General features: G+C 58.7%; 10 protein-coding genes. 7 read left to right on the top strand and 3 right to left on the bottom strand.

All coding sequences use genetic code 11. The features are described from left to right. Nucleotides 1-43: 43 nt before the first annotated feature. The 6 genes from alc to ACI77H_RS07775 all read left to right on the top strand — a co-directional run bounded on the left by alc (nt 44) and on the right by ACI77H_RS07775 (nt 6,618). Nucleotides 44-1,039, top strand: a complete 996-nt coding sequence (gene alc, locus ACI77H_RS07800; protein WP_407011323.1) for an allantoicase — start codon at nt 44-46, stop codon at nt 1,037-1,039. Nucleotides 1,040-1,166: 127 nt separating this feature from the next. Next, nucleotides 1,167-1,670 carry an ureidoglycolate lyase gene (locus ACI77H_RS07795; protein ID WP_007960046.1) on the top strand — a complete coding sequence of 168 codons (504 nt, stop codon included), beginning with the start codon at nt 1,167-1,169 and terminating at the stop codon, nt 1,668-1,670. A 50-nt stretch (nt 1,671-1,720) separates the two neighbouring features. Beyond that, on the top strand, nt 1,721-3,013 hold the full coding sequence (locus ACI77H_RS07790) for a urate hydroxylase PuuD (protein WP_407011321.1): 1,293 nt from the start codon (nt 1,721-1,723) through the stop codon (nt 3,011-3,013). A gap of 138 nt (nt 3,014-3,151) precedes the next feature. Next, entirely contained in the window at nt 3,152-4,510 is a 1,359-nt protein-coding gene (locus ACI77H_RS07785) for a nucleobase:cation symporter-2 family protein (protein ID WP_407011320.1), read from the top strand. A 162-nt stretch (nt 4,511-4,672) separates the two neighbouring features. Next, on the top strand, nt 4,673-5,458 hold the full coding sequence (locus ACI77H_RS07780; RefSeq protein WP_407011319.1) for an outer membrane protein OmpK: 786 nt from the start codon (nt 4,673-4,675) through the stop codon (nt 5,456-5,458). 374 nt (nt 5,459-5,832) lie between these two features. Continuing rightward, nucleotides 5,833-6,618 carry an outer membrane protein OmpK gene (locus tag ACI77H_RS07775; RefSeq protein WP_407011318.1) on the top strand — a complete coding sequence of 262 codons (786 nt, stop codon included), beginning with the start codon at nt 5,833-5,835 and terminating at the stop codon, nt 6,616-6,618. Between the two features lie 44 nt (nt 6,619-6,662). Here the strand turns inward: ACI77H_RS07775 and ACI77H_RS07770 are convergent, their stop codons facing one another. The 3 genes from ACI77H_RS07770 to ACI77H_RS07760 form a co-directional block, all read right to left on the bottom strand. Beyond that, nucleotides 6,663-9,506, bottom strand: a complete 2,844-nt coding sequence (locus tag ACI77H_RS07770; RefSeq protein WP_407011317.1) for an RHS repeat-associated core domain-containing protein — start codon at nt 9,504-9,506, stop codon at nt 6,663-6,665. A gap of 73 nt (nt 9,507-9,579) precedes the next feature. Then, a complete protein-coding gene (locus ACI77H_RS07765; RefSeq protein ID WP_407011316.1) occupies nt 9,580-10,749 on the bottom strand; it encodes a patatin-like phospholipase family protein in 1,170 nt (389 codons plus the stop codon). Nucleotides 10,750-10,784: 35 nt separating this feature from the next. Then, on the bottom strand, nt 10,785-11,717 hold the full coding sequence (locus tag ACI77H_RS07760) for a lipid A biosynthesis lauroyl acyltransferase (protein ID WP_407011315.1): 933 nt from the start codon (nt 11,715-11,717) through the stop codon (nt 10,785-10,787). Between the two features lie 118 nt (nt 11,718-11,835). On the opposite strand from ACI77H_RS07760, the gene minC reads away from it, so the two are divergent. Next, a complete protein-coding gene (gene minC / locus ACI77H_RS07755; protein ID WP_407011314.1) occupies nt 11,836-12,573 on the top strand; it encodes a septum site-determining protein MinC in 738 nt (245 codons plus the stop codon). Nucleotides 12,574-12,654: the final 81 nt, after the last annotated feature.

Raw genomic sequence — 12,654 nt, 5'->3', positions numbered from 1 at the left:
CTGCGAGCATCCCAAGCCAACTTATTAAAGGCAGACAAGAAGAATGAAAGCTTACGCCGTACCTTTCGAGAAGTTCGTCAACCTGGCCGACGCCCGTCTGGGCACCAAAATCATCTCGGTCACCGATGACTGGTTCGCTGATGCCAACCGTCTGTTCCAACCGACTCCGGCTGTGTGGAAGGAGGGCGTGTTCGATGACAACGGCAAGTGGATGGACGGCTGGGAGTCGCGCCGCAAGCGCTTCGAAGGCTACGACAGCGCCGTGATCCGCTTGGGCGTGCCGGGCTCGATCAAAGGCGTGGACATCGATACTTCATTCTTCACCGGCAACTTCCCGCCGTCGGCTTCGCTGGAAGCCTGCTTCCTCGCTTCCGGCGAGCCGGATGACAACACCCAGTGGACTGAAGTGCTGTCGGCCGTCGAGCTGCAAGGCAACAGCCACCACTACCACGAAATCAACAACGAGCAGGCGTTCAGCCACTTGCGCTTCAACATCTACCCGGATGGCGGCGTGGCCCGCCTGCGCGTCTACGGTATCCCCTTCCGCGACTGGTCCGCTGTCGGTGACAACGAACAGGTCGACCTGGCCGCAGCCCTCAACGGTGGCCGCGCCCTCGCCTGCTCCGACGAACACTTCGGCCGCATGAGCAACATCCTCAACCCGGGTCGCGGCATCAACATGGGCGACGGCTGGGAAACTGCACGTCGTCGTACGCCAGGCAATGACTGGGTGATCGTCGCGCTGGGTCATGCCGGCGAAATCGAGAAAGTCATCGTCGACACCCTGCACTTCAAGGGCAACTACCCGGACACTTGCTCGATCCAGGGCGCGTTCGTCAAGGGCGGCACCGACAGCCAGATCGAAACCCAATCGCTGTTCTGGCGCGAGCTGTTGCCGGCACAGAAACTGGAAATGCACGCCGAACTCACCTTCGCCGAGCAGATCAAGGCACTGGGCCCGATCACCCACATCCGCCTGAATGTGTTCCCGGATGGTGGTGTGAGTCGCCTGCGCGTATTGGGCAAGGTCGCTAAATAAGCGCTGAACCTCATCGCTGGCAAGCCAGCGCCCACAGTGGACTGTGGCGTTCACAAAACCTGTGGGAGCTGGCTTGCCAGCGATGACGATAGAACCCACAACACAGAATTCAGAAAAGAAGACCAGCATGCGCACACTGACGATTGAACCGCTGACCAAAGAAGCCTTCGCCCCTTTCGGTGACGTAATCGAAACCGACGGCAGCGATCACTTCATGATCAACAACGGTTCGACCATGCGCTTTCATAAACTGGCGACGGTGGAAACCGCCACGCCAGAGGACAACGCGATCATCAGCATCTTCCGCGCCGACGCGCAGGACATGCCGCTGACCGTCAGCATGCTGGAGCGTCACCCGCTGGGCAGCCAGGCGTTCATTCCGCTGCTCGGCAACCCCTTTCTGATCGTGGTCGCGCCACTTGGCGATGAACCTGTATCAGGCTTGGTCCGCGCCTTCGTCACCAACGGCAGGCAGGGCATTAATTACCATCGCGGCGTTTGGCACCATCCGGTGCTGACGATCGAAAAGCGGGATGACTTCCTGGTGGTTGATCGCAGTGGCACAGGCAATAACTGCGATGAACATTTTTTCAAAGAGGATGAGCGGTTGATCCTTGCCCCCCACCAATAAGAGAAGGTCCGAACACGCGACAACAGCGTGACGGGCGAGAGGTAAAGACTGTGGAAGCACATCTGTTCGAGTGGCTGAACCTTAGCGTGCGCTGGGTTCACATGATTACTGGCGTGGCCTGGATCGGTGCGTCGTTCTATTTCGTCTGGCTGGAAAACAACCTCAATCGGGTCAACCCGAAAAGTGGGCTGGCGGGCGATCTGTGGGCGATCCACGGCGGCGGCATCTATCACCTGGAAAAATACAAACTGGCCCCACCGACCATGCCGGACAACCTGCACTGGTTCAAATGGGAAGCCTACTTCACCTGGATGTCGGGGATCGCGCTGCTGTGCGTGGTGTTCTACTCCAACCCGACGCTGTATCTGCTGGCACCCGGCAGCACATTGAGCGGTCCTGAAGGCGTGGCCATCGGTATCGGCTCGCTGTTCATCGGCTGGTTCGTCTACTCCTTCCTCTGCGACTCGGCCCTGGGCAAACGCCCTGCCCTGCTCGGCGGCATCCTGTTCGTGCTGATCATTGCGGCCGCTTACGGTTTCAGCAAAGTGTTCAGCGGTCGTGGTGCGTACCTGCACGTCGGCGCGATCATCGGCACCATCATGGTCGGCAACGTGTTCCGCATCATCATGCCGGCGCAACGCGCACTGGTCGCGGCGATTGCCGAGAACCGCACGCCGGATCCGGCGCTGCCGGCCAAAGGCCTGTTGCGTTCGCGTCACAACAACTACTTCACCTTGCCGGTGCTGTTCATCATGATCAGCAACCACTTCCCAAGCACCTACGGCAGCCAATACAACTGGCTGATCCTGGCTGGGATCGCGGTGCTGGCGGTGTTGGTGCGTCACTACTTCAACACCCGTCACGACAGCCACAAGTTTGCCTGGACGCTGCCGGTGGCAGCGGTCGGCATGATCAGCCTGGCTTACGTGACCGGCCCGGCGCAGATGCCAAGTGCACCTGAAGTGGCCAAGGCCGCTGGCACCATCGAGTACCAGCCGCTGCCGGAAACCGCCCTCGGCGGTGGTGCCAAACCTGCCGCAACGAAACCTGCTGAAGCACCGGTCCTGGCGTCAAACGCCGGCCCGAGTTTCGACAAGGTGCACAGCGTGATCCAGGAACGTTGCTCGGTCTGCCACTCGGCCAAACCGACCAGCCCGCTATTCAGCGCGGCACCGGCCGGCGTGATGTTCGACACCCCCGAGCAGATCCGCCAGAACGCCGCGCGGATCCAGGCTCAAGCCGTCACCAGCCAGATCATGCCACTGGGCAACATCACCCAGATGACCCAGCAGGAACGTGACCTGATCGGTGCGTGGATCGTGCAGGGAGCCCCAACCAATTAATCGGTAAAAGCATCGCTGGCAAGCCAGCTCCCACAGGGTTTCGCATGACCTGTAGGCGCCGGCTTGCTGGCGATTGGCCGCAAAGCGGTCTCCCCTGATGCACAAAATCACAAGAATAAAAAAGATCCGAGGTGTTGCATGTCCGAGCTATCCCAAGCGCGCATCCCCGACGCACCCGCCATTCAGCGTTTGCCCCTTTTGCAACTGATCCTGGTCGGTCTGCAACATGTTTTGCTGATGTACGGCGGAGCCATCGCGGTGCCGCTGATCATCGGACAGGCCGCTGGCCTGAGTCGTGAAGAAATCGCCTTCCTGATCAACGCCGACCTGCTGGTGGCCGGCATCGCCACTATCGTTCAATCACTGGGCATCGGCCCGATGGGCATTCGCATGCCGGTGATGATGGGCGCCAGTTTCGCCGCCGTCGGCAGCATGGTCGCCATGGCCGGCATGCCTGGCATCGGCCTGCAGGGCATCTTCGGCGCGACCATCGCCGCCGGGTTCTTTGGCATGCTCATCGCGCCGTTCATGTCCAAAGTCGTGCGCTTCTTCCCGCCGCTGGTGACTGGCACGGTCATCACCTCGATCGGTTTGTCGCTGTTCCCCGTGGCCGTCAACTGGGCGGGCGGCGGTGCCGGCGCCACTCAATTCGGTTCACCGATTTACCTGGCCATCGCCGCGCTGGTGCTGGGCACGATCCTGCTGGTCCATCGCTTCATGCGCGGTTTCTGGGTCAACATTTCCGTGCTGATCGGCATGTGCCTCGGTTACGTGATCTGCGGCTTGATCGGCATGGTCGACCTCAGCGGCATGACCCAGGCGCCCTGGGTGCAGATCGTCACCCCGCTGCACTTCGGCATGCCGAAGTTTGAGCTCGCACCGATTCTGTCGATGTGCCTGGTGGTGGTGATCATCTTCGTCGAGTCCACCGGGATGTTCCTCGCGCTGGGCAAAATCACCGGCCAGGAAGTCTGCCCGCGGATGCTGCGTCGCGGTTTGTTGTGCGATGCCGGCGCGTCGTTTTTCGCCGGTTTCTTCAACACCTTCACCCACTCTTCATTCGCGCAGAACATCGGCCTGGTGCAGATGACCGGTGTGCGCTGCCGCTCGGTGACCATCGTCGCCGGTGGGTTGCTGGTGGTGTTGAGCCTGCTGCCAAAAGCCGCCTTCCTGGTGGCCTCGATTCCGCCTGCCGTGCTCGGCGGCGCAGCAATTGCGATGTTCGGCATGGTCGCCGCCACTGGAATCAAGATTCTGCAAGAAGCCGACATCGGTGACCGTCGCAACCAATTGCTGGTGGCGGTGAGCATCGGTATGGGGCTGATTCCAGTGGTGCGTCCGGAGTTTTTTGCGCACCTGCCGTTGTGGATGAGCCCGATCACTCACAGCGGGATCGCCATGGCAACGCTCAGCGCGCTGACGCTGAACCTGCTGTTCAACATCCTCGGCGGCAAAGAACGCGCCGCGATCAACGACTGCCACGCCCACTCACATTAAGTCAGCAACGCACGAACCCTGTAGGAGCCGGCTTGCTGGCGAAGGCGGCGTGTCAGACGACATCAATGTTGGATGTTCTGACTTCGTCGCCAGCAAGCCTGCTCCTACAAGGGTTGGGGGCTGCCTGCGCCTTGCAAAAATAAAAACAAGAGGGAGCAACAGATGATTTGGACACAGAAAAACCTGCTGTTGAGCGGTGGCCTGCTCGCCGCAACCCAAGCCATGGCCGGCGATTTACTGCTGTGGCAGACCAACAGCTTGAGCTATTTGTACGGCAAGGATTTCGCGATCAATCCGTCGATTCAGCAGACGATCACCTTCGAACACGCCGACCGCTGGAAGTACGGCGACAACTTCCTGTTCGTCGACAGCACCTACTACAACGGCGAGAAAGACCGGAATAAAGGTGTTCACGCCTATTACGGCGAATTCAGCCCACGCCTCTCCTTCGGCAAAATCCTCGATCGCCGTTTCGAATTCGGTCCGATCAAGGACGTGTTGCTGGCCATGACCTACGAGAATGGCGAAGACGACAGCGAGGCCTATCTGATTGGCCCCGGTTTCGACCTCGCCGTACCGGGCTTCAACTTTTTCACCTTGAACTTCTACTATCGCCAGACCGAAGGCTCGCGTCCCGGCGATGACGTCTGGCAGATCACACCGGCCTGGTCCTACACCGTCCCGGTGGGCAATTCGAGCCTGTTGATCGACGGCTACCTCGACTGGGTCGTGGACAACGACCAGAACTCGCGCGGCACCTATCACGCCAACCTGCATTTCAACCCGCAGATCAAATACGACGTGGGCAAAGCCTTGGGCTGGCGAGAGAAACAGGTGTATGTCGGCGTCGAGTACAGCTATTGGAAAGACAAGTACGGCGTGGAAAACAACGCCAACCTCGACACCCACGAAAACACCACCAGCCTGCTGGTGAAGGTGCACTTTTAAGATGACCCGCAACCGTGCCCCAAACCTGTCGTCGGTGCGCTGTTGCGGGGCACTTGAGACCAGGCCTTGGAGTCAGTATTCTCCGCGGCCGCCCGAATCCGCTTTAAAAAAAAGCCCGGATTTAATTCCTGACCAGAAAGCCAACTTATCCCGGCCCTGGACGGTATCAAGGCATTCCAACACCCCTCTCAATCGACGGTTCTTGAGCCGCCGAGCGGGAGTTTTTTTGCTTTTCGAAAGCCTTGGCGCAGCTCTTGCTAACAGCACTGAAGCTGACCGATTGGATGATTTTTTAACGCTAAAGAAAAAGGCGCCACACCAGAGCGCCGACCTTAAAAAATAACGTGGAACACCTACTTTTTGGGAGCAACCGAATGAAACGTACGTGCACTAGCCTGATGCTGGCGGGATCATTGCTGGCCGGGGGCCAGGCGATGGCTGGCGACTTGCTGCAATGGCAGAACAACAGCCTGACCTACCTGTATGGCAAGGACTTCCAGGTCAACCCGCGCATTCAGCAGACTGTGACCTTCGAACACGTCGACGGCTGGAAATATGGGGATAACTTCCTGTTCGTCGACAAGATCTTCTACAACGGCAAGGATGACAGCGGCGTCGGTTCCAACACCTACTACGGCGAGATCAGCCCACGCCTGTCGTTCGGCAAGATCTTCGACCAGAAAATCGAATTCGGCCCGGTCAAAGACGTATTGCTCGCCATGACCTACGAGTTTGGTGAAGGCGATACCGAGTCCTACCTGATCGGTCCGGGTTTCGACCTGGCTATTCCCGGTTTCGACTACTTCCAGCTGAACTTCTACCAGCGTCAAACCGAAGGCAGTCGTGCGGGCGACAACGTCTGGCAGATCACCCCGGTCTGGTCGTACACCATTCCGGTGGGCGACTCGAACATCCTGATCGATGGTTTCATGGACTGGGTAGTCGACAACGATTCCAACTCCAAAGGCACTTACCACGCCAACCTGCACTTCAACCCGCAGGTCAAATACGACTTGGGTAAAGCGCTGAACATTGGCGAGAAGCAGTTGTATGTGGGTGTGGAGTACGACTACTGGAAAGATAAGTACGGGATTGAAGACAGCCAGTACTTCAAGACTGATCAGAGCACCACGAGCTTTTTGGTGAAGTTCCACTTCTGACATTCACCAGAAACCAACCTGCGCAAATGGGCAGGTTGGTTCATTTATGCGACTGATGCTCTACGACCAGGCGTCACCTTTACCCAAGCGCCGCCTTCGTCGATATTTCGGCGATAACCACCAAAAAACATGCTGGACATATCACGCTCCTCCAACTCCTGACCTTGTGGCCGAGCAGCATTACCAAAGAACATGCCATTGGAAACCGCGTATTGGCTAGTATCAATCGCGGGGCCGTTTATCCGCCCCTGGACAAATTCGGCAATCATCGCGGGCCCTGACATAAACAGCGTCAACTTGAGGCGATTGAACATTCCTTCTTCTGCTGAACTTCGTTTCTGACTCCATCCGAAATTTTCCCTTCCAAACCGAGCCGCCGACTCGTCAGAGTACTCGTAGAGAACCCTATCCAATAGCTGTGCTCCAATTGACGATTCCGGGGTGGCCGCAATAACCGCATTTGAAGTCATCGGCCCCTCTATATGCGCTAAAAAGCCATTTGCAGCATTCAGTGTCCCAATCGGTCCCGCAACAGCAATGTCTACATCCATGTAGACGCCACCTTTTACGTAGGTCGCTGCCAATTCCACAACGTCACTGGCTGCTGCGAGATTTTTGTAGGGGCCATTACTTTCACGCGAGTAAATTCCTTCGATATAGGCAGCGTTCGCATAAACTTCCGCCAAGTCTCTGAACAACTCCTGGGGTGAGGCTATATTTAGGGCGTACCCTTCGCGATACGCCAATTCACGATCAACTGGATCCACACCCTCTTTCATATCAGCTAACGTATCAAAAATGTACGAGTCCTTGTGCGCCCACACGTGCACCTGATATTCCGAGTTCAGATTTTTGAACATTAGTATGTTACGTAGAAACAGGGACGGAATATTTCCGCCATCCCAATAGAAATGAGCGATCGTGGGGACTGCATTTTTGCCTAGCGAATCCATCCAATTAATCGGATTATTGAAGGTCATCATAAATACATTAAGACCATCAATAACTCCCGCAGGGTCTGGGCTTACCCACCGCTGCAACCACGGCGCGTAATACCGATACCCATAATAATAAAGCCCCGTCGCATCCCGCTCCTTACCCGAATAACGAATAGTCTTGTACTTGCCGTCAATCTCGCTGGCACCCGCCCACAACGCCGTCCCGCCAAACGCGTAATAAACCTCCCGACTCAGCACGCCGCCCTGTTCATTCAACTCCAGGGTGCTGGAGTTCAAATGGTCACTCAGGCAAAAACGTAACTGATCGTCAGGAATATTGCGCGATGGTGTCGTGACCCAGTGCAAGGCGCGCACCTGGATGCACCCGGCCTCGACGCTGACCACGTGCCGCTCCTCACCCGTGGCCGTGTCACGATGAATTTCCAGCCCCGGCAAGTAGCGCGTTTCGGAGCGCAACGTGCGACGCGCAGACAAAGTGAGTCGGACCTTTCGCAAACGATGCCCGGGACTGTCGTAGCAGTAATACTCGGTATCGTCAGGGCCGTCGTCACGTTTGACCAGCGTCACTTGGCTCAACTGATTGCGAATGTCCCAGCTCATCCTTTGCCCGCGCAATAACTCCAGTTGATTGCCGTTGGCATCGAAACCGTCAGCCAGACCTTCTTTATCCGCAACACTGCGATTGCTGGTTAAAGCGGTAAACATCTCGAAAGTTTCTGCACCACTGTGATGGCGAGTTTGCAGGTTACCGGCGGCGTCGTAGTTGAAGGTCTGAAAGTAGTTGCGCAGTTGGTTGGGATCCAGCGGCGTGGTTTGCCACGTCGGCAATGCGGGGCCATGGCTGGGCTGACTGACTTCGCTACCGCTGGCTTCGATCAGTTGATAGAGACTGTCGTAGACATAGCAACTGATCGGATCGATTCGCTGATTGTTGAAATGGCACGTCAACCGCGCCTTGTCTTCGAGGCGGATGATGTTGCCCACAGGATCATAGGCATATCTGAAATCCTGAAGCGGCTGGCCATCGGCATCGCAGGACTGCAATTGCAGGAGGCGCCCATCTTCGTCGGCGTATCGGGAGGTGGTGATGACGCCGTTGCCAGCCCGTTCGCTGAGGCTCCTGCCAAAAGCGTCGTAGCGAATGTCACTGACCAGCAGGCGCGGTTCATCTGAAGAACCTGCCAGTTTCAATCGAGACTCACGTAACTGGCCGGTCCGGTCGTAAGCGAACGATCTGACGTTACTCATGGCGTCAGTCTGACTGCGCATCTCCCCCGACGGAGCGTACTGTTGCGTCGTTTCGAACACCTCGTCTTCCAGTCTCGCCTCGGCGAATTCGGACGACCAATCCGACAACTCCAGATCGCGCAGGAAACGCGTCTGCTCCGCCAGCAACGAGCCACCCACACCGTATTCGCACAGGCTGCGCCTGCCGGCCGGATGATCATGGCGGATCGGTTGGCCACACTGGTTATGGGTCGCCAGCTCGTCACTGGCATCGCCATAGGCAAAACGTTCGGAAACCCGCGGCAGCTCATGCGCCGTATGTTCGGTAATGGCGACCGGACGCTGAAGTTCATCGAATTCGCTGTGACGCTGTCCACCGCGGCCGTCCCAGAACGAGCCGATCGCATCCGCTTGATTGATCAAACTCAGCTGCCAACCGGCATCCACGCTGTCTATCAGCAGAGCCCGGCCTTGCAAATCAGAGGTGTGTTCAAGATTGGGCTTCGGCGCCGTTCCCCACAAGCGCGGGTCCCAGGAAGCGAAAAGCCGTCCGACCGGATCGAAGTGGCTTCGGGTAATGCGCGTATCAGTCAATGTGTTCTGCGGATGACGACAGTAAGCGACATTTCGCACAGTCAACCCGCGCGCATCCACCACCGTCAGTGTCGGCGTATGAGCATCAATCCATAGTGCAGCAGCCATCGCCCAACCCTCTGCCTGAGGGTTTCAATCTGATTGAATAAAGGCTTGAGCGTCTACTGTCACAATTGACAGTTCAAACGGTTTCCGGCACCGAAAGCCCAAGAAACCGACACAACTCTTCGCGTTTGGCCAACGCATCGCGCCGCCCCAGGTCAATCAACTCGCTGCAATAACCCGCCTCGAACAGCAGATAACTCAACACCCCCGCCCCGCTGGTCTTGGTCGCCCCCGGTCCGCGCAGAAACAGACGCAGCGCTGCTGGCAGTTCCTGGCGATGTCGCGCAGCGATCTCATCAATCGGCTGGCTCGGCGAAATCACCAACACCTCCACCGGCGCCACGCCGAGCGCGCGGGTTGGCGGGCCGGCGGGCATCAGGTGGCTGAACTGGTTCAGACGTTGCAGCAGTTCGATGTCGCTTTCCAGGCTGTCAATGAACGTACTGTTGAGCATGTGCCCGCCGATCTGTGCCAGGGTTGGCTGCTGACCGGTGTAGGCGCGTTGCAGTGGTTGCTCCGGGTCGACACCGCGGGGGTTGCCACTGACGCCCACCACCAGCACGCGGCTGGCGCCCAGGTGCAGGGCCGGGCTGATCGGTGCCGATTGACGCACCGCGCCGTCGCCGAAATATTCTTCGCCGATTTTTACCGGGGCGAACAGCAGCGGGATGGCGGAGCTGGCAAGCAAGTGCTCGACGGTCAACTGCGTGGGAATGCCAATTCGCCGATGACGCAACCAGGCGTCGATGGTGCCGCCGCCCTCATAGAACGTCACGGCCTGTCCGGATTCATAGCCAAACGCGGTGACCGCCACGGCTTGCAATTGCTTCTGCGCGATGGCCTCGGCGATGCCGGCCATGTGCAATTTGTCATTGAGCAACCCGCGCAACGGCGAGCTGTTGAGCAGAGCCACCGGCACCTGAGCGCCAATGCCGAGCAAGCTGTGGCTGACAAACCGGCTGGCCTGACGGATCACCCCCGGCCAATCACTGCGCAACACCAGATGACTGCGAAAGCCCTGCCAGAAGGCGGTCAGTCGCTCGATGGCACCCTGAAAATCCATCGCCCCGCTGGCGAGGCTGACGGCGTTGATCGCCCCCGCCGAAGTGCCGACGATCACCGGAAACGGATTGCTCGCGCCCACCGGCAACAGCTCGGCAATCGCCGCCAGCACGCCGACCTGATAGGCCGCCCGGGCCCCGCCGCCGGAAAGAATCAACCCTGTAACCGGTTCAGCAGGACTCATCGCAACACTCCTTGGTGCTCAAAGGGATCGGTGATTCAACCGCGCTTGGCGTACAGCTTGGGTTCGCCCGGCGGACGGCTCTTGAAGCGGCGATGGGCCCAGAGGTATTGCTCCGGGCAGTCGCGCAGGACGCCTTCGACCCACTGATTTATCCGCAGGCAATCGGCCTCTTCGGTCTCGCCGGGGAAACCTTCGAGCGGCGCATGGATCACCAGTCGATAACCGCTGCCGTCCGCCAGGCGCTCTTGCGTGAACGGCACCACCAACGCCTTGCCCAGCCGCGCAAACTTGCTGGTGGCGGTGACGGTCGCGGCCTGAATCCCGAACAGCGGTACGAAGATGCTTTGCTTGGCGCCATAGTCCTGATCCGGTGCGTACCAGATCGCCCGGCCGGCGCGCAGCAGTTTGAGCATGCCGCGCACGTCTTCACGCTCGACGGCCAGCGAGTCGAGGTTGTGGCGCTCGCGGCCATTGCGCTGGATGTAATCGAACAGTGGGTTCTTGTGCTCGCGGTACATGCCGTCGATGGTGTGCTGCTGACCGAGCAGCGCCGCGCCGATTTCCAGCGTGGTGAAATGCACGGCCATCAGAATCACGCCTTTGCCTTCGCGCTGGGCTTTTTTCAGATGCTCCAGCCCTTCGACGTGGGCCAGCCTGGCCAGGCGCTCGCGCGACCACCACCAGCTCATGGCCATTTCAAAGAAGGCGATGCCGGTGGAGGCAAAGTTTTCCTTGAGCAGGCGCTTGCGCTCGGCAGCGGATTTTTCCGGGAAGCACAGTTCCAGATTGCGCCTGGCAATGCGCCGTCGGTCGCCCGCCACGCGATACATCAGCGCACCGAGGGCCCGACCGATAGACAGCAACGCCGGATATGGCAATTGAACAATCAGCCACAACAGCCCCAAGCCACACCACAGCGGCCAGAAACGCGGCATAAGAAATGTTTTTCGAAAACGCGGGCGATCCATTAAAGGTTCCGGAAAGACAATGGCCGCGCATTCTACATCGTTCGACCCGGCTTGCGGCTCGCGAGCGTTCTCGTTATAAGTCTCGGCACTTTTAGTGACAAGCCGTTGTATGCCGACCATGAGCCAAACAGAACCGCAAGACCAGGATCCCGTGTTCCAGTTGAAGGGCAGCATGCTCGCCATTACCGTGCTGGAGCTGGCCCGTAACGACCTTGAGAACCTTGATCGGCAACTGGCCGCCAAGGTCGCCCAGGCGCCAGGCTTCTTCAGCAACGCGCCGCTGGTACTGGCCCTGGACAAGCTCCCGGCCAGCGAAGGCGCCGTGGACCTGCCGGGGCTGATGCGCGTCTGCCGCCAGCATGGCCTGCGCACCCTGGCGATCCGTGCCAGCCGTATCGAAGACATCGCCGCCGCCATCGCGGTCGACCTGCCGGTGCTGCCGCCGTCCGGCGCCCGCGAACGTCCGCTGGACCCGCTCGAAGGGGTCGTTGCGAAAAAACCGGAAAAACCGCCTGAACCGACGATCAAACCGACGAAAATCATTACCTCACCCGTGCGCGGCGGCCAGCAGATTTATGCCCAGGGTTGCGATCTGGTGGTGATCTCGTCGGTCAGCCCGGGGGCGGAACTTCTCGCCGACGGCAACATCCATGTATACGGCCCGATGCGCGGTCGAGTGTTGGCCGGGGTCAAAGGCGACAAGAAAGCCAGGATTTTCTGTCAGCAAATGAGCGCTGAACTGGTCTCCATCGCAGGCCACTACAAGGTTTCGGAAGATCTGCGTCGCGACCCTTTGTGGGGCGCGGGCGTACAGGTCAGCCTGTCGGGCGATGTGTTGAACATCATTCGGCTTTAACGGATACTGCCGCATTTTCCAAGCATCTCTAAAACGTAGCGAAAACGGCTCAAACGAAGTAGGAAAAAGGCCAAAAGCAGT

The sequence above is a fragment of the Pseudomonas sp. O230 genome, from assembly GCF_045447035.1.
Lineage (GTDB): Bacteria > Pseudomonadota > Gammaproteobacteria > Pseudomonadales > Pseudomonadaceae > Aquipseudomonas.
The sequence above is the reverse complement of the archived record's forward strand: the minus strand, read 5'-3'. Positions and strand labels throughout refer to the sequence as shown.